Genomic DNA, 21301 nt, shown 5'->3' with positions numbered 1-21301 from the left:
TTACGCAAGCCGGTATGTGCGATACCTTAGATTTCCGCTGGCGACGACGATCGTTTTTAGTTGTGCCAACCGATGAAGAACCGTTCTCGTGTGGCGTTCCGATAGCCGCAAATGCGCTGAAAGTTCTCGGGGCGCGAAAGGGCGCATCAATCTGCGGGCGAAACGAATCGTTTCAGCTTCCGCCTAGTCCAGTTCGACCGGAACTTTAGCGGAGAGGAATTTCCCGACGAAGGAGAGCGTTAATTGCTTGCAGACGCCGGGATCGTCTCTAATGGACAAGTAAGCGATAGGAAGGAATATCCAATCGTCGGAAATCTTGAATTTCGATGCAGCCTTTAGCGCCATGAGGCATGTAAGCGAGATCGAGATAGCGACAGCCGTTGTTAAAATCCCGTATCTCGTACTCGGGATATAAATGGTTCAGGTTGCCGATGGATGGGAACCAGATCGAACGCAAAAACGTCAATGTTCCGTGCTCTAATCCTTTAAGAAGCAGTTCGCGTCTTCTCGGATTCTTCTCCGCCTTGATTTGATTCTCAAGCCATCCCTCGTAAACTTCATCGAACAAACTCATCTCTTCACCCCATCCGGCGGAAACAAGCAAAAAACCGCCTCAATACGCCATCGCTCATAGGAGCTGTTCGTATCAATGCGGTATGTGCTTCATACCTAATATTTGATTATCTTCTAACGGAAATGATCGCTATTATTCGATTATTTTTCAGTAGAAGTATGCCATGCGACTATGAATTGAGGCGCTCAGTTCCGTTAAAAGTTCAAATCACCTATTTTCGTTGAAATAGCGTCAGTGGCAGCCGTTAGATAATGAAGCTAATGTCGGCGTTAATCCGAGGCTGCCTCGACTGGCGCGGAAAGCTGCAACAAGATCTCGAATAGTTGCGCGAGCTTCTCCGGAGGAAGCGGGGCGAGAACCTTCTTGGCCGAAGCCTGCATCGCCGTTCTAGCCTTGGCGATCAAAGGCAACGCGGATTCGGTCAGCTTCAGCAACGTGGCGCGCCGGTCGTCCGGATCCGGCATGCGGATGAGCAGATTCGCTTGTTCGAGCGCGTCTACGAATTGCGTAACCGTGCGAGGGGCGATGCCGCATTTGACGGCCATATCGCCCATGCGGACTTGATCTGCGGCGGCGGACCGCCGCAATCAAGCGGTAAATCGTTCTTGTCGGATCGCAAAGAGAGGATGGATCGCGCATGTCGGAACATTCGATGTTAGCCGTTAGATACCATGAATTCGGTAGTACCGATGTATTGAAGCTCGAAAGGGTTCCGCGGCCCGCGCCCCAAGAGGACGAGGTGCTCGTGCGTGTCGTCTCAGCTGGCGTATTACCCGTCGATTGGAAAATTCGCAAAGGTTTGTTCCCGATGTCCGTTCGGTTTCCGAACATTCCGGGCACCGCGTTCGCCGGCATCGTCGAACAAGTCGGACCGGGCGCGGGCGTCTTCCGTCAAGGGCAAGAAGTATTCGGGAGAAGCGTCAAAGGAACGTATGCGGAATATACGGCCGTTCCCGCCGATGCGATCGCTCTTAAGCCCGAGTCGATCGGGTTCGACGAGGCGGCGACGCTGTCCGGCGGCGCGACGACCGCATGGCGGGCGATCGAGAGCGCCGGCGTGAAGGCGGGAGACCGGGTTCTCGTGCATGGCGCGGCTGGAGGCGTCGGCTTGTTTGCCGTCCAGTTCGCGAAGATCAAAGGAGCCGAAGTGATCGGGACTTCGGGGCCCGGGAATATCGACTTCCTCCGTTCCCTCGGCGTCGATACGGCTATCGACTATACGAATGTCCGGTTCGAAGAGATCGTCCGGGACGCGGATTTCGTCTTGGACACGGTCGGCGGGGAGACGCTTGAACGTTCGTGGGCTATCCTCAAGCGAGGAGGAGCGCTTATTACGATCACGGGACAACCGCCGATCGAACGGGGGAAGGAACTGGGCATTCGCGTGCTGCCGTCCAGTCTGGCTTCGAGTCAAGACTTGTCGGACATCGCGAGCCTCGTCGGCGAAGGCCGGGCGAAGACGATCGTTCAGCGGGTATTCCCTATGAGCGAAGCGGCGCAAGCGCATCTGCTTAGCGAAAGCGGACACGGCCGGGGCCGGATCGTGCTAAGGATGGAGTGAGCGGGAACGCCCGATTCTTTCAGTCTTAACGGGACAGAATAGAGGGAAAACACGCCGACAGGGGCATGTTTTATTGCGAAGAATTCGAATATGATGTAAAAAATATTTGACATTAAGTATTTTAAATATTACATTGTGTATGGAAAACTTTACTTGTAAAATAATAAACGAGTAAGCGGAGGAGAAGTCCCATGTCTTATCAAGAAAAGAAGAACGTCGTATCGCTGTTCAGCTCGATTTTGATTTTCGGCTCTTATTGCTTGTACGTGTTTCTACGGTACGACGACGCGAACCTGGAGGGGACGGAGCTCTATCGCTTCTGGGGCGCTGTCATCTTGATTCTCATTCCGGTATCGGTGGTCGCGAGAATCGTCATCGAGATCATCTTCATGATCGTCAACGGGATCGCGACGAAGGAAAAGGCTCCTAACTTCTCGGACGAACTGGATAAGTTAATCGAGTTGAAAGCGATCCGAGTGACGTTTTTCGTATTCATACTCGGCTTCCTGATCGCGATGGGAACATTGGTCATGCGCGAGCCCGTGTCGACGATGTTCATCATTTTGTTTCTCGCGGGATTCGTATCCGAGGTAGCCGGCATTCTCTGGAGGCTCTATCTCTACCGGAAAGGAGTCTAAGATGGCCGAAAGTCACATTAACAATCACATTAGAACTTTGCGGTTTAACCATCAGGAAATGACCCAACAGCAGCTCGCGGACCGGGTCGGCGTGACACGGCAAACGATCGTCGCAATCGAAAAAGGAAAGTATTCGCCATCGTTGGAATTGGCTTTTCGTATTGCGCGCGTCTTCAACCTCCCTCTAGAAGAAGTATTCTCCTACGACGAAGATGATAAAGCTTAATCGCGGAGTCGGGTATCGCAAGAATCACGGGGATATTGTTTATTTTGGCGGCGGTAACGTCCATCATCGGACTGATCTTTTAAGGGATTTCGAATGAACGCCATAACTAGTTGCGCAATCCGTCAAGGGTTGCCAGGTTGTCGAGAAACCTGCTAGCTCTTTTGTATCCAAAGTCTCGCTCCATCGGACATGTTGCGTACTCCCTGGATTCTGCCGCTCGCTGATACGCCGTCCCCGACAACCTGCTAAAATGCAGTTTGCTCGGGGCAATCTCGTAAAAACGACTCAACAACCTGCAAAAATGCAGTTTGTAGAGTCGAAATGAGGCGTTTCTCGCGAAAAGCAGAAAACAACCTGCACATTTGCAGGTTGTCTACGAACATTGAATAAACGAGCCAAACAACCTGCACATTTGCAGGTTGTTTGGCTGTAGGGGCGAAACGGCTAACTCGTCGATGTAGAAGTCCGTCCGAATCAAGCCCTTGTGAAGTCCCGATTGTTCAGCTCTAGCCGTCGCGGTTGCGATTTTGGGATTATTAAACGTCCTCCCGGAGTGGTACAATAACGATACAGAGCAAGTAATCAGACCTTATCCGGATTATCACGATTGGAGTATAGAGATGACGTATCGTAGCTTAGAAGAATGCATAGTAGACTTGGAGAGGCACGGCCATTTGGTTCGCATCCGCGAAGAAGTGGATCCCCACCTGGAGATGGCCGCGATCCACTTGAAAGTGTTCGAAGCGGGCGGTCCCGCCTTGCTGTTCGAGAACGTTAAGGGATCCCGATTCCGCGCGGTATCCAACTTGTTCGGGACGGTCGAACGGAGCAAGTTTATTTTCCGCGATACGTGGGAATCGGTTCAGAACGTCATCGCTTTGCGCAACGATCCGATGGCGGCTTTCAAGAACCCGTTCAAGCATGTCGGCACGGGATTGGCGGCATGGAAGGCGTTGCCGCACAAGCAAGCGGACGGCAAGCCGGTCGCCCTTCAGGAAATCAAAATTTCCGATTTGCCTTTCATTAAGCATTGGCAAGGGGACGGCGGAGCTTTCGTGACCTTGCCTCAAGTGTATTCGGAGAACCCGGATAAGCCGGGCATCATGAACGCCAACCTGGGCATGTACCGCGTCCAACTGAACGGCAACGACTACGTCACGGATCAAGAGGTCGGCATCCATTACCAGATTCATAGAGGCATCGGCATCCATCAGGACAAGGCGAACAAACAAGGGGTTCCGCTTAAAGTGAGCTGCTTCATCGGCGGTCCTCCGGCGCATACGCTGTCGGCCGTCATGCCTTTGCCGGAAGGGATGAGCGAATTGACCTTCGCGGGGCTGCTGTCCGGCCACCGGTTCCGCTACAGCTATATCGACGGCTTCTGCGTCAGCAACGACGCCGATTTCGTCATCACGGGAGAGATCCATCCGGGAGAAACGAAGCCGGAAGGGCCTTTCGGCGATCATCTCGGCTATTACAGCCTGACGCATCCTTTTCCCGTCCTGCGGGTTCACAAGGTGTACGCCAGACCGAACGCCATTTTCCCGTTCACCGTCGTCGGCCGGCCGCCTCAAGAGGATACCGCGTTCGGCGCGCTCATCCACGAGCTGACGGGAGGGGCGATCCGGCAAGAAATTCCTGGCGTCAAAGAAGTGCACGCGGTGGACGACGCCGGCGTGCATCCGTTGCTGTTCGCGATCGGCAGCGAGCGGTACACGCCTTATCAGCCGATCAGGCAGCCTGCCGAGACCCTTACGATCGCCAACCGGATTCTCGGTACGGGACAACTGAGCTTGGCCAAGTATTTGTTCATCACGGCGGAAGAGGATCGGCCGCTCGATACTCATCGGGTGGAGGAGTTTATGACGTATATGCTGGAACGAATCGATCTTCGCCGCGACATCCATTTCCAGACGAATACGACGATCGACACGCTCGATTATTCGGGTACGGGATTAAACAGCGGCAGCAAGGTCGTTTTCGCCGCCGTCGGGGAGAAGAAGAGGGAGCTCTGCCGGGAAGTTCCCGAAGCGCTGCAAGGGCTGCAGGGATTCGGCAACGCGAGATTGGTCATGCCCGGCATCGTCGCCGTCCAAGGATCGCCGTTCTCGGATTACAAGGCCTCGGTTCGCGATATCGAACTCTTATGCGACGCCATCCGCGCCCAAGGTCCGCTCGACTCCTGTCCGATGATCATCGTCTGCGACGATAGCGAGTTCATGAGCGCGACGACTTCCAATTTCCTGTGGGCGACGTTCACCCGCAGCAATCCTTCCCACGATATTCACGGCGTCAACGCCGGGTTCGAGAACAAGCACTGGGCTTGCGATAACGCGATCATCGATGCCCGCTCGAAGCCGCATCAAGCGCCGCCGTTAATTTCGGATCCGACGGTCGCCAAGAACATCGAGCGCTTGTTCGAAAAAGACGGCAGTCTTCACGGTATTCGCCTGACCTAAGCGATCATCCTTACGACCGGAGGCTCGTGTTCCCATGTCCGTACCGTTGTTGTCTTCTAAGCTATATAGGCCTTCGCCTCGGCCGAAAGCCGTTAGCCGGCCACGTTTGACCGAACGTTTGAACGAAGGGTTGCACCGCAAACTGACCGTTGTGTCCGCCTCCGCCGGTTTCGGCAAAACGACGTTGCTCGGCGAATGGATCGCCGGTTGCGGACGGTCGGTCGCATGGCTATCGCTCGACGAAGGGGACAATGATATCGCGCGTTTTCTGACTTACGTTCTCGCCGCTTTGCGGTCGGCGGGGGCGAATGTCGGGGAAGGCGCTTTCGTTGCGCTCCGATCTTCCCATTCGCCGCCCGCGGAGTCGATTCTAACGACCGTTCTGAACGACATTGCCGCAAGGGCCGAACCGATCGCGCTCGTGCTGGACGACTATCACGTCATCGATGCCAAACCCGTCGACGAAGCGCTTGCCTTTCTCATCGAACGCATGCCTCCGGGGATGCACCTTGTCGTCGCGACGCGGGAAGATCCGAACTTGCCGCTGGCCCGGCTGCGCGCGAGGGATCAACTGAACGAGCTGAGGGCCGCGGACTTGCGCTTCACGTTGGCCGAAGCGACGGGATTCCTGAACTCGGCGATGGGTCTAATCTTGTCGCCGGACGACGTGGTTACGCTGGAAGCCCGGACGGAGGGCTGGATCGCCGGTCTTCAATTGGCCGCGATCTCCATGCAGGGCCATCAAGACACAACCGGCTTCATCCGGTCTTTCGGCGGCAGCCATCGGTTCGTATTGGATTATCTATTGGAAGAGGTTCTTCATCGGCAGCCCGATCACGTGCAGCGGTTCTTGCTGCGCACGTCAGTGTTGGACCGGCTGTGCGGTCCTCTTGCCGATGCCGTGTTGCTTCGGGACGCAGACATGCCGGGTCAAGAGACGCTCGCCTATTTGGAAAAGATCAACCTGTTCATCGTCCCTCTCGATAACGAGCGGCGTTGGTATCGCTATCACCATCTGTTCGCCGAGTTGCTCAAGCAACGGTTGCTCCTGAGCGTCGGCGAACAGGCCGCCGCAGCGTTGCACGCGCGGGCCAGCGAGTGGTATGAGGAGAACGGCCTCGAAATGGAGGCGTTCCGGCATGCGGTCGCTGCGAGAGACGTGGAGAGGGCTGCCCGTCTGGCGGAAGGAAAGGGGCTGCCGCTCCACTTCCGAGGCGAATTCGTTCCGGTGCTGAACTGGCTGGAGTCGTTGCCGGAGCTGGCCTTTGAGACGAGACCTTCCTTATGCGTCGTCTACGCGTCGGTCTTGTTGATGGCCGGACAGACCGGCGGCGTCGAACCGAAGCTGCGAGTCGCAGAAGCCGGGCTCGCGATCGAAGATCAGGAAGACGGCAACGTCAGGGACCTCATCGGCCATATCGCCTCGATTCGCGCGTCCGCGGCTGCCAGCCGGCATGAAGTCGAGACGATATTGGCCGAGTCCAACCGCGCGCTCGCGTATTTGCATCCGCGGAATTTGCCCGTACGAACGGCGACGACTTGGACGCTCGGTTACGCCTATCATCTGATGGGTGACCGGGCTGCCGCCGGCAAAGCCTACGCCGAGGCGATGGCCGTCGGCGAATCTATTGGCCATTCCCTTATCGCGTCGTTGGCCGCGATCGGCCTCGGCCTCATCCAACACTCGGATAACCGGCTCAGATCGGCTGCCGATACGTACCGGCACGTGTTGAGGATGGCGGGCGATTCGCCGATACCCGCCGTTTGCGAAGCGCATTTGGGCTTGGCGAAGCTCCATTACGAGTGGAACGAGCTGAACGAGGCCGAACAACACGGAAGGAAAAGCGTTCAGCTTGCCCGGATGCTGGAGAATACGGACAGATTCGTCGCCTGCGAGTTGATGCTCGCCCGCATAAGACTCGCCCGGGGAGACGAGGCGGGAGCCGCCGCCATCGTGGCCGAAGCCGGCCGGTTCGCTCGTCGTCACGGCTACCTTCATCAATTGCCCGATATCGCGGCGGCGGAGGTCGCGGCGTTGATCCGCCGCGGAGATTCGGACGCCGCAGCCCGAGTCGCCGTCGAGCACGACCTGCCCATCAGCCTTGCCAAGTCGTATTTAGCGCAGGGTAACGCGTCCGCCGCGATCGCAGCGCTGGAGCGACCGCAACTGCAAGCGGAGGAGAGAGGCTGGGAAGACGAACGACTGAAAGTCATGATCGTACGTGCGATCTCGCTGCGCGCGCTCGGGCAGAAAGAACAAGCGCTTCCTTTGCTTGACCGCGCTATGGAGCTAGCGGAGCCGGAACGATTCGTTCGCCTCTTCGTCGACGAAGGCAGGCCGATGGGCCGTCTGCTGTCCGAAGTATCCCCTCGCGGATCGACATCGGACTACGCGGCCGAATTGCTCGCAGTCTTCGAGACCGAATGTCTTCCCGATTCGCGCACGTCCGCTCCGGCCCTGACTCGACTTCTGATCGAGCCGCTCAGCACGCGCGAATCGGAAGTGCTGCGGCTCATCGCCGACGGCCTCTCGAATCAGGACATTTGCGATCGTCTCTTTCTTGCCTTAAGTACGGTGAAAGGTTATAACCGGATTATTTTCGATAAACTGCAAGTGCGGCGCCGTACGGAAGCGGTCGCCCGGGCCCGCGAGCTCGGCTTGATCTGATTCCTCCGCGCGAACGAAGCGCTGCCTCTCGCATTCCCTTACGACAGCCTCGTAATCCCCCCGAACCCTACTTAAGTAGGGTCACGTCGCCATCGCCCCGGAGTTACAATACGAGTAAATTGATCAAGCGGCCGAGATTCGAATCTCGGTCGCGGCAGGTGCAAGGCGATGACGAACCGTAACGACCCCCCGACGGAAGCGAACGAGCCGACGACGTATCAAATCAGAATCAAGGGCCAATTGGACGAACGATGGTCGGACTGGTTCGACGGACTGACCATCATTCCGGAACCGTGCGGCGATTCGTCGATCGAAGGCGTCGTGGCCGATCAGGCCGCGTTGCACGGGTTGCTCAGGAAAATACGCGATCTAGGTTTACCGTTGATTTCGGTGCTTCGCGTCGTCGTCCCTCCGGTCAAGAGAGGGGAATGCAGGGATGAATAGCCAAAGCGTCTCTAATGGCAAGATGAAAGCTTCGATTGCGGTTAAATACGGTTCGCCGGACGTGCTTCGGTTACGCGAGTTCGAGAAGCCGGTACCCAAAGACGACGAAGTGCTGATTAAAGTCATGGCGTCCGTCGTCACGCCGTCGGACTGCGCTATCCGCAAGGCGAATCCGTTCGCCACGAGGTTTATCGCCGGGTTAACGAAGCCCAAATACATCCCCGGCTGCGAGCTGGCCGGGGAAGTCGAGGCGGTCGGCAAAGCGGTTACTTGTTCAAGGCCGGAGATTGCGTATACGGGTCCGCCATCACTTCCTTCGGCGCGCATGCCGAGTACAAATGCTTGCCCGAGATGGGCGCCCTCGCGCCGATTCCGACCCATCTGACTTACGGGGAGGCCGTCGCGATCTGCGACGGAGGATTAACCGTTCTGACCTTCCTGAGGGACATCGCGAGAATCCGAAGCGGGCAAAAGGTGTTGATCAACGGGGCGTCCGGGGCCGTCGGCATCTACGCCGTGCAGATTGCCAAGCATTACGGGGCGGACGTGACAGCGGTATGCGGCGGAGCGAACGCTCCGCTCGTCCTCTCCCATGGAGCCGACCGGGCGATCGATTATGCGAACGAAGATTTTACGAGACTCGGCGAAGCCTTCGACGTCGTGTTCGACGCGGTCGGGAAGAGCTCTTTCTCGAAATGCAAAAGCATTCTGAAAGCAGGGGGCGCGTACCTCGGGACGGTGCCGACTCCCGCCATTCTGTTTCAGACGATGTGGACGAAGAAATTCGGCGACAAGCGGGCGATTTTCTCGGCTACGGGCCTTAAGCAGAACAAAGAAAACCTGCTGTTCCTGAATGAGCTTGCCGTAGCGGGCCGCATCCGACCGGTGATCGACCGGCATTATCCGCTAGAGCGGATCGCCGAAGCTCACGCGTACGTGGAGCAGGGCCATAAGAGAGGAAACGTCGTCATCGACATCCGATAAGGGGGTTACGCGTATGAGAGCGGCCGTATGCCGCAAGTTCGGGCCTCCGGAAGTGCTGGAGATCCAAGACGTAGCAATGCCCGTTCCGAAGAAGAATGAGATCCGGATCAGAATCATCGCGACGACGGTGTCGGCGGGGGACTGCAGAGTGAGGAGCTTCACGCCGCCTCCGATGTTCTGGCTTCCGATGAAATTCGTGCTCGGCTTCGGCAAACCGAGAAAACCGATTCTCGGCATCGAATTCGCCGGCGTCGTCGACGCCGTAGGCAGCGAGGCGAGCAGATTCCGGATCGGCGACGCCGTGTTCGGAGTATCGGGATTCGCCTTCGGGACGTACGCGGAATATATTTGCCTTCCCGAAAAGACGGCGATTGCAGCCAAACCCGCCGGCATGACCTACGAGGAAGCCGCCGCCGTACCCGTCGGGGCGCTGACCGCGTTGCATTTTCTGCGTAAAGGGAAGATCGCGCGCGGATCCAACGTTCTCGTCTACGGCGCTTCGGGAAGCGTAGGCACGTATGTCGTGCAGCTGGCAAAGTATTTTGGCGCGAAGGTGACGGCCGTATGCAGTGCAGCCAACGCGGAATGGGTTCGGGCGCTGGGTGCGGACGCGGTGATCGATTATGAGAAAGAGAGTGTCTCTCGAAGCGGAGAGAGCTACGACATCGTGTTCGATACGGTAGGCAAGAGCCCCTATTCGGCATGCATCGCCATGCTGAAACCGAAAGGCTTCTACCTGCTGGCCGTCATGGAGACCGGGCATGTGTTTCGAGGGCTGTGGACCTCGATGACGACGGGCAAGAAGGTTATATCGGGCGCATCGAGCGAGAAGATCGAAGATTTGCAATTTCTCGGCGAGCTTATCGATGAAGGCAAGCTCGTACCGGTCATCGACCGACGCTACCCGCTGGAGATGATCGTCGAGGCTCATCGGTACGTGGATACTGGACGCAAAAAGGGAAACGTCGTCATTACTTTGTAGGAAAAGGAATTCCGGAATCGAATGTTGCGGTAAACGGCTTTGCGCAACTTCATTCCGCGTTCCTCCCTCGATTGCGCTTATCCATGGTTATTGCCGTGATCCGCGGGTCAGAACTCGCCCCTATGACTTTGATAAAAGAATCTTAAAGAGCGAATCCCGAAACCACGCCAACCGGCATGGTTTTCTTTATTTGCCGAACAGCGAACGGAATTGCACCGGCGTCGTCCCGGACAGCTTGCGGAAAGTATGCACGAAATGGCTGTCGTCCTGAAAGCCGACGTCCGCCGCGATTTCCTTCACTGTTCGGTTCCGGTCCGCGAGTAGCAGTTCCTTCGATTTCTGAATTCGGAATTGCACTAAATATTGATAGGGACTGATCCCCCAGTTCGTCCGGAATAATTTATTCAAATATTGCGGGCTAATGTCGAGCACTTGCGCCATTCGGTCGAGTCCGAGCGTCGGATCCCCGTATCGTTCTTCGATCAGCAGGTAGATCGGCTTCAGTCTCTCGTGTCCTTTGGACAAGGAAGGTTGTCCGCTCGATTGGCCGTATTTCTTGAGCAACGCCAAGAACGAGTACACTTCAAGCGATCCGTTAACGCCCGCGAAGTCGAAGCTATAGCCGAATTTCTCGCCGTATTGCTCATGAATGAACGCGAGCGGGCAATCGTCGCTCCAGCTCAAGGGCTGCGACATAGGAAGTTCGAGCGACGCGGCGATCGGATTCGCGAGCGCTCCGTCGAACGTCATATACCACGTCGTCCACCGCTCGGAATCCGGCCAATAGCTGTGGGGCGTGCCGGTTCTCATCAGAATGCCCTCGTTCGGCAACAGCTTCGTCGTCGTCCCGTTAACCGTGAATTGTCCGCAACCTTCGACCGTGTGCAACCAGTGGTAGCTCCCGAAACCTTGCTCCCGGTCGATGGGAGATTGATGCTCCACCAGACCGACGCTCGTCAGATGAAGGGGAAGCGCACGATCCCATTCCGTCGTGACGAAATGCCTGCCATAAGATGTCGACATGACGCACCTCTAGTTTCATTTTTCTATATCAATTACGAAGTATATTATATTTTAATCCGATTATTGCTGGTCTACAATGATCTCGTAGTTGAATTATTCGATATCCTAATTACGGGAGTGGATCGGTCCATGACATTGAAGCTGGGTTTTATCGGAACGGGCGGCATTGCGAATCATCATATTAAAAATTTGGTGCAAATGGACGGCGCGCGCCTGGTCTCGTTCTACGACGTCGATCTCTCGCGAGCCGAGAAGGCGGCTTCGGAGCATGCGAACGCGAAAGCGTTCTCCAATCTGGACGACATGCTGGACGATTCCGCGCTGGACGGCGTTTACGTGTGCGTGCCGCCGATGGCTCACGGTGAAGCGGAACTGAAGCTCGTCGAAAGAGGCATTCCGTTTCTCGTCGAGAAGCCTCTGGGCACCGATCGGGAGCTTCCGGAGGCGATCGGCGCAAAAGTCAAAGCAAGCAAGCTAATCACTTCCGTCGGATACCATTGGAGATACGACCAATCCGCGGCGGCGGCCAAGCGGATATTGGAGAACGGCAAAGCGGGCATGGCGCTCGGTTATTGGATGGGCGGCATGCCGATGGTACCTTGGTGGAGGGTTCAAGCGAGATCGGGCGGCCAATTCGTGGAGCAGACGACGCATATCGTCGACTTGTTGCGCTATTTGTGCGGAGAAGTCAAGGAGGTATACGCGGCTTACGCGTTGAAGGTGATGGGGGACAAAGTCGAGGGAACGGACGTGCCGGACGTCGGTGCGGTGACGATGAAGCTGGCGAATGGCATGGTCGCGACGATCTCGAATACGTGTCTGCTTCCGGTCGGTCACCATGTCGGCTTGGACGTGTACACGGAGAACGGCGTGCTGGAGCTAAGAAGCGACGGGTTGACGGAGATCGCGAGAGAAGGCACCAGGAAACATCCGAACGAATCGAATCCTTATTTCTCGGAGGACGAAGCCTTCCTCCATGCGCTTCGCACAGGGGACGCGTCGAGAATCTTATCCGATTACGAGGACTCGCTCAAGACGCACGACGTCACGATCGCGGCCAACGACTCCGCGGCTTCGGGACTACCGATTCGGCTTTAATCAAGAAAGGGGACGGAATTTCCTATGAAATATTCATTGTGCATCGGGGCTTATCCGGGCAAGGACGAGGTTTATCATCTGGAGAAAATCAAGGATCACGGCTTTCACGGCTTGGAGTATTACGCTTGGTGGGATTTGCAAGATTTGCGCCGGACGGCCAAGGAACAAGAGAGAATCGGCGTCGGCCTTAGCGCCACTTGCACGAAGTTCATTAGCTTGGTCGACGAATCGCTGAGGGATGCGTATATGGAAGGCGTTCGGCAGACGATAGAAGCCTGCAAAATGCTGAACGTTCGCTCGGTCATTTCCCAGACCGGCAATGCGCTCGACGGCGTACCGCGGGACGCCCAGAGGCAAGTCATGGTCGAAACGCTGAAGCGCTGCGCCCCGTTGTTCGAAGAGGCGGGCATCGTGCTGGAGGTCGAGCCGCTGAATGGGCTCGTCGATCACGCGGGCCATTTCCTGCAGCGTTCCGACGAATCGGTCGACGTCGTCGACCAAGTCGGCAGCCCGAACGTCAAGCTCGTCTTTGACGTATACCATCAGCAGATTACGGAAGGCAACGTCATCCGCAACGCGACCGGTTACATCGATCGGATCAACCATTACCATATCGCGGACAACCCGGGGCGCAAGCAGCCGGGGACGGGCGAGCTGAATTACGTCAACATCCTGCGGGCGATCAAGGGGACCGGCTTCGACGGCTTCGTCGGCTTGGAATGCGGGTACACGATCGACACCGACGAGGCGATCCGTCAATACAAGGAAGAAATATTGTCGAAAGTGGAGTAACGCAGCCGAGTATAAGCAACTTTTTCCAGCCGGCATCGTTTTGATAGCGAAGAGCTAACGAAAGGAGCTGCGGGGCATGGAAAGAGGCAAAAGAAAGGCGACGTTCGCGATGGCGGTCGCGCTCGGGACGTGGTTGCTGGCGACGGCGTGTTCCTCCGGAGACGAAAAAACATCGATTCCGTCCGCAACCGGGAGCGTTGCGGCGGAGCCGACCGCACAAGCGGCGGCTTCCCTTGAGGATGCCGCGCGGAAGGACAACATCTTACTGGGAACGATTCCGGGGCGCGACGTCAGCGTATATGGCCGTGAAGCCGGCGGCGTCATCGTTCAGGCGGGGGATAAGCGACATACGTATGACGATTGGTTGTACATGACGCCGAGGGGCATCGAACCGAGCATGCGGCTTCGCGATTTCGACGGAGACGGGCGAGAGGAACTCGCGATTGCCTTTACCGTCGGATCGGGAACCGGCGTATCCGTCGACGAACTGCGCTTAGTGGATCCGGTTACGTTCGATGACCGTCTCTTCTCGCCGGACGAATACTTGTCCCAGCTCCGCGAAGCGACGGATCTGAAGATCGTGACGGTCGACGGCGAGTTGACCGGGGATATCGCGATCGAAGGCAAGCACCGCGCGATCAGCCTGAAGAAATACCAATCCGACGATTACGGCCCGATCGACGACGGCTTTCTGTTCGGAAGTATCGTCCGGTTCATCGTGGAGGACGGGGGAATAAAGGCCCAGTTCGGCGCCGGCATGCACGTCGTCGCGTTCGTAACCCCCGAATACATCGGTACGATCGACGCGGATGTCCGTTATGAAGCGGGACGATTTACGTTAACGAACCTTCGGTTTGCCGAAATCGAATAAGGTGCTCGTCCAATTTGCGAACATACTCGGGATCATCGTAATACGCGATCGCGACCGATTTCGGAGGCGGCAGGTTGAAGGCGAGCGAAGACATGAGGAACTATATCGGTTCGCAGACCGCGCTCGGCAGAGCCGGCGAGCCCGACGATATCGGAAGTCTCGTCGCGGCGTTATGCTCGCCGGAGACGGGCTGGGTCAACGCGCAGCGCATCGAGGCGTCGGGCGGCATGTTTTTGTAAGCCGATCTTCCGTTCCGTCAGCCGGACAATCGAAGAGACGGAGCCTCAGCAGGTGGTTCCGTCTCTTTCGTTACGCCAAACGCTCTCCGAGACGCCGGACTTCGGTCAACCATTGGTCCCGCCGTTCTAGCGTAGACGACTTTACGGGACCGATCTCGGTAATCTTCACGGGGGTGATTCCGCAGAATTTAAGAATGTTCCGTTGCATGACAAGATGGCCGGCGCGCTTGTAGAAAATCCGGTTGTACCAGGACGGAGTGTCGGACGTGACGATCAGGCGCGCCGTTTTCCCTTTCAGCAGCTTATCCCACAAGACGGAGTTTTCCCGATATTTGAAGGCGAACCCCGGCAAGAAGACGCGGTCGACGAAACCCTTCAGAAGGGCGGGCATCGTACCCCACCAGGTCGGGTAGACGAATACGAGATGATCCGCCCATCGGATCAGCTCTTGCGCCTCCAGCAGCGGCGGCTCCAGTTCGATTCTTTGGCGATAGCCGAATTTCAGGATCGGCACGAAGTCGATTCGGCCGAGATCGATGGTCTTGACGGTTGCCCGGTTGCCGGCCGCGCCTTCCCGGTAAGCGTCGGACAGCGCCGCGCAGAAGCTCCGGTCATCGGGATGCCCGTTAATGACGAGAACGTTCGATTTCATTCTCCTATTCCTCCTCCGATTGTCTCCGTGATACACTAAGCGAAGAGCATCTGTGCTAAGCATAAGGCGATCCGGAGACGAATCCTATGATCGCGGACGCAACGGAATTGTTCATTCGCGCAAAGGAGGGGAGCGGCATGAAGTCCCGGGGAATCGCGATTTCCATGGTTTATCCGATCATGAAAACGCTCGTCCATAAAGGCTACGAAGCGGAACTGTTTTGTCGCGCCGCTTCTTTCGATTATTCGCTTCTTCAAGACGTTGAAGCGAGAATCGACGGGAAGGAGTTGGAGAGGCTGATGCTCGAAGCGGCGGCCTATACGAACGACGACTACTTCGGCTTAAGCCAAGGCGGCATGATGGAATTCGCGGACATGGGCGTTCTCGGTTACGTCATGCTGCATTCGAAAACGATCTCCGACGCGTTGTCCGCCTACCGGAGATATAACGATATTCTGTGCAGCGGAATTAACTTGGATTGGGACGTTCGGGGCGACGAGGCGTCGATCCGCTTGTTCACGCAGCATGAAGGCTCGCTTTCCCGCCATTGCGTAGAGGACATGGCCCATTCGCTTTACCGGTTAATGGCGAAGCTCGGCAATCGACCGATTTCGTTGCGGGCGGTTCATTTCGCCCACGATGCGCCAGCCGATGTCGAGCCTTACGTCCGGACGTTCGGCGTCGTTCCCCGTTTCGGCGAACGGTCGACGAGGCTCTTACTGGACAAGGATGCGCTGAACCATCCGGTCCTGTATGCTGACTCGAAGCTGCTGGCCTTGTTCGAGACGATCGTCCAAGACACGCTTTCCGGATGGGAAAGGGAAGGCGCGTACGCCGAACGGGTCGTCGAATGGTTCCGAACGTGCATGCCCGCGTACTTCCCCACGTTGCGCCAGACTGCGGATTCTTTCGGAACGAGCACGAGGACGCTTCAGAACAAGCTGAAGGAAGAGAATACTTCTTACGTCGAATTGACGACGCGAGTGCGCAAAGAACTCGCGATCGGCTATTTGAAGAAAAGAGAGTTTTCGGTCGGAGACATCGCATACGCGCTTCATTTCTCGGAACCGAGCGCTTTCCAGAGCGCTTTCAAGAAATGGACCGGGCAGACGCCGGGCCAGTACCGGGCTTATGCACGTACCGAGGCATCCATTCGCTGAGTTTGAAGTTATTCCTAAGAACCGCATGTAGCCGTCCGAATTGGGGCTGGCGGCATGCGTTTTTTTGGTTCATATGTCGAAAGATCGATTTTCATCCATACATTTCTAACATTTACCACACAAGTCTTCTAACAACCTCGCCTTATATTGTTAATAGAATCCAAATAGGGGGAACGAAATCAGAACCTTCTAGGATAGTGAAAACAACAAGAAAGTGGAGGGGAGAGACCCTTGAACGAAGGAAACGCCGGTTCAACCCACAATCCGAAGAGAGTGATGGTCGTAGACGACTCGGCGGTCATGAGACGCCTGATACAAGCCATCGTAGAACGGGAACCGGCTTTCGTCGTTGTCGGAACGGCGTCCAACGGTCGGGAAGCGTTGGATCGATTGGCGGCGCTTCAACCGGATTTAATTACGATGGACGTGGAAATGCCGGTCATGGACGGGTTGACGGCGCTCAAGAAAATCATGTCCGAGCATTCGGTTCCCGTCGTCATGCTGAGCAGCTACACCGAAGAAGGTTCCACGTTCGCTTTCGACGCGCTCGCATTGGGGGCCGCGGATTTCTTCCATAAAGACATGCTGTTCAACCAACCGCCCAATCCGCTGTTCGTGGATGAGTTTCTGATGCGTTGCAAAGCCGCGCTCGGTTCGCAATCCACTAGGCGGATCAAGGAACGTTGGGACGGGATCGACCGGATCATGCAACTGTTCATCGGGTTCATGGCCAATTGCATGGACGAGCAAATCAAAGTGTCCGATGCGTTACTAAACGTCGTGAATAAGCTGAAGGGCATGATCTACGCGTTCAAGGAAGAAGACGGCCGGTTTATTTATACGAGATATGCCGGCGGGATGCTGGAACGATCGGGCATGACGTCCTCGCAGATGATCGGCGCGGATTTGGAGTCGCTCTTTCCGCCGGAAGCGTCGGCGTTTTTCTCGACGTTATATCGTCGGGCATGGGACGGAGAGGATTCGGTCTTCTACGAATTCGAATGGAAGAGATCGGTCATTCAAGGCGTGTTCCAGCCGATTCGCAGAAACGGAACCGTCGTCGAAGTATGCGGGCTCGCCCTTGATCTGACGGAGCAGAAGCGGCTGAAGGATCAGCTGAATACGCTGAACATGCACGATCCGTTAACGGGGCTTCCGCACCGGCGATACGTCCGGGAAGCGATGGATGGCTTCGTCTCCGAACATAGCTGCTTCAGCGTCTTCTACATTAACTTGGACCAATTCAAGATCGCCAACGACACGCTCGGCCACGAAGTCGGGGACAAGCTGCTGCAGCTGATGGCGCGTCGGATGAAGACGTTCGCGCGGAAGAACACGATCGTGTTCCGGGCCGGCGGGGACGAGTTTGTCGTGCTGGCCGCCGAGCTGCCGAGAGAGGACGAGCAGCGGCTTTCGGAGCAAATGCTGCTCGCGCTAGGACACCCGGTCCGCATCGATAACCACGATATCCAGATGTCCGCCAGCGTCGGCGTCAGCCGGTTTCCCGATGACCATCGGGATCCGGAGCACCTATCGAGATACGCCCACATCGCGATGGATCACGCCAAATCGCTCGGAGGCAACCGGTTCCAGCCGTTCGAACCTTCGTTCCAAGAGAAAATACAGCTACGGATGACGATCGAACGCCACCTGCGCAAGGCGGTCGAGCGGGAGGGATTTTCGCTTCATTATCAGCCGCAGATCGATACGCTGGAAGGCCGGATCGTCGGCTTCGAATGCTTGATCCGATGGAACAATCCGGAGCTCGGCCGGGTGTCCCCGGCCACGTTCATTCCGATTGCGGAAGAGACGGGGCTCATCTACGGCATCGGAGAATGGGCGCTTCGCGAAGGGTGCCGGCAGAATAAGAAATGGCAGGATGAGGATCTGATCCGCGTGCCTGTCGCGGTGAACTTGTCGCCGAGCCAATTTTACGACCAGAAGCTGAAGGAACGCATCGAATCGGTATTGGCGGAGACCGGGCTGGACGCGCAATATTTGGTACTCGAGATCACCGAGGGCATGACGATGCACGTTCAGGGCGCGATCGCGGCCCTCAAGGACTTGAAGGCGCTCGGCGTCAGCATCGCGATCGACGACTTCGGCATCGGCTACAGCGCGCTAAGCTACTTGAAGGAGTTTCCGATCGATAAGCTGAAGATCGACCAGTCTTTCGTCAGGGGGATGAAAGACCACCCTATCAACGCGTCCATCATTCATTCGATTCAATCGATGGCGTCCTGTCTCGGCCTGGAAGTCATCACGGAAGGCGTGGAGACGGAGGAGCAGGTCTCCATGCTGGGCGAGCTCGGATGCCGGATGATGCAAGGTTATTTATTCGGTTACCCGATCGAGGCGGCGCAGGTGCCCGGACTCGCCCGGAATTACGGGAGGACGTAACGGAGGGCTAATTCAATGGCTTGATGTTCTACTCGGAAGATGAAGCCTGCCTAGGGTACTTAACGACTGGCCATTTGACTTTGCGCAGCGCGTCCAACAATTCGGGCCCGACGTTGAGATTGCTCCCGACGAGCTCGCGCGGCGTAAGCGCCATCCACTGGTTCAGGGAGACGTCGACGAACCGGTCGCTTTTGAACATTTCGAGAAAACGGAGCGTTTGGGTGCCCGTGTTCTGAATGTAATGCCCGAATGCGAACGGTACGTAGCCGACGTCCCCGGCCCGGTAATCGAACGTGCGGGCGACGCCGTTCCCCGCGAACACCGTCATGCGTCCGCAGCCGGTCAAATAATATTGCCATTCGTCGTTGTTCGGATGCCAATGAAGCTCTCTCATCGCGCCGGGCTCGATCTCGACGAGCGCCGCGGCGATCGTCTTCGAGGCGGGAAAGTTCGAGGAATCGGCGATCCGGACGCTGCCGCCCGGCGTCTTGAGAGGGGGCTGGGCAAGCAGGCGGTGCTTGAAAGAGAGAGGAATCGTCCCGTAAGGGGATTGGACGGCTTGGCTCTCCAGCGAGCCCGGCACCCGGTCTTGGTAAATATACACCTGACCGGTAGGGATGGCGTCGAAGGCGCCTTCCGGCACCCCGAAGTTGGCGGAGAGCACGTCCTTCGGCGTGTGCGCGAACCAGTCGGAGATCGAGAGAGTGTTCAAGTCCGAGAAGTTGCCGTCGTCGAAGACGAGCAGAAATTCGCAACCGTCGGCCAGACCTTGGATGGAATGGGGAAGTCCCGGCGGAAAATACCACAGGTCCCCGGGCCCGACGTCGGCGATGAAATTGCGCCCGTTCTGGTCGACGGACGTGATCCTCGCGTTGCCCCATATCATATAAGACCATTCCGCTTGCTGGTGCCAATGCAGTTCCCTCACGCCTCCGGGCGTCAAGCACATGTTGACGCCCGCGAGCGTCGTGGCGATCGGCAGGTCGCGTACCGTGATTTCCCTGGACCATCCCCCGTGATCGAGCTGCATATGCGTGTCCGAGAACGACATTTTCATATTCGGCAGCAAGCCCGAATCCGTGACCGGCGGAACGAGCATATTCGGATTTTCCCGGTCTCGCATGACGTCGCGGGGACCGTAATCCGGAGCTCCTTCGCCTAATGAATTGATCGGCTGCGGCACGGCGTAAGGATTGCCGGTTTTGCGGTTCGGGTCGCTCATCTCCGCTTATTCCTCCAGTCGTCCGGCGAAGCTTCGAAGATCGCCTACGTTAGATCGTATGTTCGACGGCTTGGTTCGTATGTGGAAACGGGAACGAACGAAGGCCCCTATGGCGGAATCGCCATAAGGGCCTTGACTGATTAGTGCGTCCGCGCGGGCGTTTCCGCCGCTTGGCGTCCCGGCGCGGTTTTCTGGATGAGGGAAATTTGTCCGGCGTGGATGCCGGTATGGTACATGAGCCTTCCGGCCGCTTCGAGCGGCGTCGCTACGCCCATCGGCGATTCGACCGGTTCGGTCCATTTTTCTTCCGGCAAATCCTTCATCGCTTCGATCAAGTGGTTGTTCGAAGCTTCGAGGAATCCGATCAGTTCCGCAAGGCTGGACATGTCGACTTTGATGCCCGCCGCCCCACGACCCGTATGGATCGCGATGCCCTCGGGTATTTTTCTGCCGAAATACCATTCCGCGAACATGTACTCGACTTCGCCGTTATGGCGCAGCATCGAGCCGATGGACGCGCCTCCCAGCGCTAGGGGCAAATCGGATTCCGGCATGGCGCGGACGGTTTTGTGGAATCTTTGTTGAATCGCTTGCCAGATCGGCAATACGGTCGTAAAAGTCATGGGGATCGGGGATCTCCTTCGGTTTAAGATGATTGCTTCGGCGCGTGATCGGACGGGCTAGCCTGCTTATGGCCGTCGCGAGCCACGTGCTCGAACTTCTCGCCGGCCAGGTCGATGTCGAACGCTTGGCCGAAGCCCGCCACGTAACGGCCTTCGCGGGCGGTCAGCTCGAACAGCGAGAAGTCCAGTCCGCGCAGCATGCCGATCATGCCTTTGCCGAACCGTTCCTCGAATTGCGCGAACACTTCCTCGTTGCCTTCGTTGCCGACGTTGACGGCCGTGCAGACGAACCGCGCGCGCTGTCGGGCGAACAGGTTGGCGGACGCCGATTCGTCTTCGATCAACATCGCGTCGACCGCCGGATGGTTCTCGATATGGCGGTAATGATGAGCGATGCTGCTGATGTACACGTAGAGCTTGCCGTTCAGCTTGACGAACGGGGCGTAGGAGACGAACGGATTGCCGCCGTCGTCTACGGTGCCGAGCATAAGCGTTTTCAGACTGCTCGCGAAAGTCAAATACTGAAGCTTGACCTTTTCCTTATCCAATTGCTTCATGGGAATCCCAATCCTCTCAAATGATAACTATTCTCATTATATTGATAACAATTATCATTATCAACATAAATGTACGCGAACGAGAAAATAAATGAAGTGTGAAAAGCCTCTTCCCAGAGGATTCCGCG

Annotated in this window: 19 protein-coding genes and 2 pseudogenes; 14 read left to right on the top strand and 7 right to left on the bottom strand. The window is 56.8% G+C overall.

Features of this window, described 5'->3' with window-relative positions; translation table 11 throughout:
* Positions 1 to 574, bottom strand: a pseudogene (locus ACFPPD_RS24300) (transcriptional regulator).
* A 269-nt stretch (positions 575 to 843) separates the two neighbouring features.
* Positions 844 to 1128, bottom strand: a complete 285-nt coding sequence (locus ACFPPD_RS24295; RefSeq protein ID WP_209744203.1) for a MarR family winged helix-turn-helix transcriptional regulator — start codon at positions 1126 to 1128, stop codon at positions 844 to 846.
* Positions 1129 to 1211: 83 nt separating this feature from the next.
* Between ACFPPD_RS24295 and ACFPPD_RS24290 the strand changes: the two genes are divergently transcribed.
* From ACFPPD_RS24290 to ACFPPD_RS24255, 8 genes and pseudogenes are all read left to right on the top strand, one after another.
* Positions 1212 to 2135 carry an NADP-dependent oxidoreductase gene (locus ACFPPD_RS24290; RefSeq protein ID WP_209744200.1) on the top strand — a complete coding sequence of 308 codons (924 nt, stop codon included), beginning with the start codon at positions 1212 to 1214 and terminating at the stop codon, positions 2133 to 2135.
* Between the two features lie 191 nt (positions 2136 to 2326).
* Positions 2327 to 2773 (top strand): hypothetical protein, encoded by a 447-nt coding sequence (locus ACFPPD_RS24285; RefSeq protein WP_209744198.1) that lies wholly within the window; start codon positions 2327 to 2329, stop codon positions 2771 to 2773.
* Position 2774: 1 nt separating this feature from the next.
* A complete protein-coding gene (locus tag ACFPPD_RS24280) occupies positions 2775 to 2999 on the top strand; it encodes a helix-turn-helix transcriptional regulator (protein WP_209744195.1) in 225 nt (74 codons plus the stop codon).
* A 620-nt stretch (positions 3000 to 3619) separates the two neighbouring features.
* Complete coding sequence (locus ACFPPD_RS24275; protein ID WP_209744192.1) at positions 3620 to 5458, top strand: UbiD family decarboxylase; 1839 nt, start codon at positions 3620 to 3622, stop codon at positions 5456 to 5458.
* A 34-nt stretch (positions 5459 to 5492) separates the two neighbouring features.
* A complete protein-coding gene (locus tag ACFPPD_RS24270; protein ID WP_209744189.1) occupies positions 5493 to 8126 on the top strand; it encodes a winged helix-turn-helix domain-containing protein in 2634 nt (877 codons plus the stop codon).
* A 168-nt stretch (positions 8127 to 8294) separates the two neighbouring features.
* Positions 8295 to 8570: a hypothetical protein gene (locus ACFPPD_RS24265; RefSeq protein WP_209744187.1), complete on the top strand. Its 276-nt coding sequence runs from the start codon at positions 8295 to 8297 to the stop codon at positions 8568 to 8570.
* Positions 8571 to 8592: 22 nt separating this feature from the next.
* Positions 8593 to 9554 (top strand): annotated as a pseudogene (locus ACFPPD_RS24260) (NAD(P)-dependent alcohol dehydrogenase).
* A 13-nt stretch (positions 9555 to 9567) separates the two neighbouring features.
* On the top strand, positions 9568 to 10536 hold the full coding sequence (locus ACFPPD_RS24255; RefSeq protein ID WP_209744184.1) for an NAD(P)-dependent alcohol dehydrogenase: 969 nt from the start codon (positions 9568 to 9570) through the stop codon (positions 10534 to 10536).
* A gap of 186 nt (positions 10537 to 10722) precedes the next feature.
* Here the strand turns inward: ACFPPD_RS24255 and ACFPPD_RS24250 are convergent, their stop codons facing one another.
* Positions 10723 to 11559: an AraC family transcriptional regulator gene (locus tag ACFPPD_RS24250; RefSeq protein WP_209744181.1), complete on the bottom strand. Its 837-nt coding sequence runs from the start codon at positions 11557 to 11559 to the stop codon at positions 10723 to 10725.
* A 129-nt stretch (positions 11560 to 11688) separates the two neighbouring features.
* On the opposite strand from ACFPPD_RS24250, the gene ACFPPD_RS24245 reads away from it, so the two are divergent.
* The 4 genes from ACFPPD_RS24245 (at position 11689) to ACFPPD_RS24230 (ending at position 14559) form a co-directional block, all read left to right on the top strand.
* Positions 11689 to 12657, top strand: a complete 969-nt coding sequence (locus ACFPPD_RS24245) for a Gfo/Idh/MocA family protein (RefSeq protein WP_209744178.1) — start codon at positions 11689 to 11691, stop codon at positions 12655 to 12657.
* 24 nt (positions 12658 to 12681) lie between these two features.
* Positions 12682 to 13449: a TIM barrel protein gene (locus ACFPPD_RS24240; protein ID WP_209744175.1), complete on the top strand. Its 768-nt coding sequence runs from the start codon at positions 12682 to 12684 to the stop codon at positions 13447 to 13449.
* 76 nt (positions 13450 to 13525) lie between these two features.
* A complete protein-coding gene (locus ACFPPD_RS24235; protein WP_209744172.1) occupies positions 13526 to 14320 on the top strand; it encodes a hypothetical protein in 795 nt (264 codons plus the stop codon).
* Between the two features lie 47 nt (positions 14321 to 14367).
* Positions 14368 to 14559 (top strand): SDR family oxidoreductase, encoded by a 192-nt coding sequence (locus tag ACFPPD_RS24230; protein ID WP_378083738.1) that lies wholly within the window; start codon positions 14368 to 14370, stop codon positions 14557 to 14559.
* Positions 14560 to 14629: 70 nt separating this feature from the next.
* Here ACFPPD_RS24230 and ACFPPD_RS24225 read toward each other — a convergent pair whose 3' ends face one another.
* Positions 14630 to 15211 (bottom strand): NAD(P)H-dependent oxidoreductase, encoded by a 582-nt coding sequence (locus ACFPPD_RS24225; protein WP_209744169.1) that lies wholly within the window; start codon positions 15209 to 15211, stop codon positions 14630 to 14632.
* Between the two features lie 137 nt (positions 15212 to 15348).
* Between ACFPPD_RS24225 and ACFPPD_RS24220 the strand changes: the two genes are divergently transcribed.
* Together ACFPPD_RS24220 and ACFPPD_RS24215 are read left to right on the top strand one after the other, a co-directional pair.
* Positions 15349 to 16371: an AraC family transcriptional regulator gene (locus tag ACFPPD_RS24220; RefSeq protein ID WP_209744166.1), complete on the top strand. Its 1023-nt coding sequence runs from the start codon at positions 15349 to 15351 to the stop codon at positions 16369 to 16371.
* Between the two features lie 231 nt (positions 16372 to 16602).
* On the top strand, positions 16603 to 18771 hold the full coding sequence (locus ACFPPD_RS24215; protein WP_209744164.1) for an EAL domain-containing protein: 2169 nt from the start codon (positions 16603 to 16605) through the stop codon (positions 18769 to 18771).
* Between the two features lie 28 nt (positions 18772 to 18799).
* Here ACFPPD_RS24215 and ACFPPD_RS24210 read toward each other — a convergent pair whose 3' ends face one another.
* The 3 genes from ACFPPD_RS24210 to ACFPPD_RS24200 all read right to left on the bottom strand — a co-directional run bounded on the left by ACFPPD_RS24210 (position 18800) and on the right by ACFPPD_RS24200 (position 21173).
* Positions 18800 to 19993 (bottom strand): oxalate decarboxylase family bicupin, encoded by a 1194-nt coding sequence (locus ACFPPD_RS24210; protein WP_209744161.1) that lies wholly within the window; start codon positions 19991 to 19993, stop codon positions 18800 to 18802.
* Positions 19994 to 20133: 140 nt separating this feature from the next.
* Entirely contained in the window at positions 20134 to 20616 is a 483-nt protein-coding gene (locus ACFPPD_RS24205; protein WP_209744158.1) for a DinB family protein, read from the bottom strand.
* 23 nt (positions 20617 to 20639) lie between these two features.
* Complete coding sequence (locus ACFPPD_RS24200; RefSeq protein ID WP_209744155.1) at positions 20640 to 21173, bottom strand: HugZ family pyridoxamine 5'-phosphate oxidase; 534 nt, start codon at positions 21171 to 21173, stop codon at positions 20640 to 20642.
* Positions 21174 to 21301 lie beyond the last annotated feature (128 nt).

Origin of the sequence: Cohnella suwonensis (assembly GCF_042655365.1) — a bacterium.
GTDB lineage: Bacteria > Bacillota > Bacilli > Paenibacillales > Paenibacillaceae > Cohnella > Cohnella suwonensis.
The sequence above is the reverse complement of the archived record's forward strand: the minus strand, read 5'-3'. Positions and strand labels throughout refer to the sequence as shown.

Excerpts from the sequence above, each read along its gene's own strand:
- ACFPPD_RS24295 (WP_209744203.1), bottom strand. The coding sequence starts at position 1,128 with ATGGGCGATATGGCCGTCAAATGCGGCATCGCCCCTCGCACGGTTACG.
- ACFPPD_RS24290 (WP_209744200.1), top strand. The coding sequence starts at position 1,212 with ATGTCGGAACATTCGATGTTAGCCGTTAGATACCATGAATTCGGTAGT.
- ACFPPD_RS24285 (WP_209744198.1), top strand. The coding sequence starts at position 2,327 with ATGTCTTATCAAGAAAAGAAGAACGTCGTATCGCTGTTCAGCTCGATT.
- ACFPPD_RS24280 (WP_209744195.1), top strand. The coding sequence starts at position 2,775 with ATGGCCGAAAGTCACATTAACAATCACATTAGAACTTTGCGGTTTAAC.
- ACFPPD_RS24275 (WP_209744192.1), top strand. The coding sequence starts at position 3,620 with ATGACGTATCGTAGCTTAGAAGAATGCATAGTAGACTTGGAGAGGCAC.
- ACFPPD_RS24270 (WP_209744189.1), top strand. The coding sequence starts at position 5,493 with ATGTCCGTACCGTTGTTGTCTTCTAAGCTATATAGGCCTTCGCCTCGG.
- ACFPPD_RS24265 (WP_209744187.1), top strand. The coding sequence starts at position 8,295 with ATGACGAACCGTAACGACCCCCCGACGGAAGCGAACGAGCCGACGACG.
- ACFPPD_RS24255 (WP_209744184.1), top strand. The coding sequence starts at position 9,568 with ATGAGAGCGGCCGTATGCCGCAAGTTCGGGCCTCCGGAAGTGCTGGAG.
- ACFPPD_RS24250 (WP_209744181.1), bottom strand. The coding sequence starts at position 11,559 with ATGTCGACATCTTATGGCAGGCATTTCGTCACGACGGAATGGGATCGT.
- ACFPPD_RS24245 (WP_209744178.1), top strand. The coding sequence starts at position 11,689 with ATGACATTGAAGCTGGGTTTTATCGGAACGGGCGGCATTGCGAATCAT.
- ACFPPD_RS24240 (WP_209744175.1), top strand. The coding sequence starts at position 12,682 with ATGAAATATTCATTGTGCATCGGGGCTTATCCGGGCAAGGACGAGGTT.
- ACFPPD_RS24235 (WP_209744172.1), top strand. The coding sequence starts at position 13,526 with ATGGAAAGAGGCAAAAGAAAGGCGACGTTCGCGATGGCGGTCGCGCTC.
- ACFPPD_RS24225 (WP_209744169.1), bottom strand. The coding sequence starts at position 15,211 with ATGAAATCGAACGTTCTCGTCATTAACGGGCATCCCGATGACCGGAGC.
- ACFPPD_RS24220 (WP_209744166.1), top strand. The coding sequence starts at position 15,349 with ATGAAGTCCCGGGGAATCGCGATTTCCATGGTTTATCCGATCATGAAA.
- ACFPPD_RS24210 (WP_209744161.1), bottom strand. The coding sequence starts at position 19,993 with ATGAGCGACCCGAACCGCAAAACCGGCAATCCTTACGCCGTGCCGCAG.
- ACFPPD_RS24205 (WP_209744158.1), bottom strand. The coding sequence starts at position 20,616 with ATGACTTTTACGACCGTATTGCCGATCTGGCAAGCGATTCAACAAAGA.
- ACFPPD_RS24200 (WP_209744155.1), bottom strand. The coding sequence starts at position 21,173 with ATGAAGCAATTGGATAAGGAAAAGGTCAAGCTTCAGTATTTGACTTTC.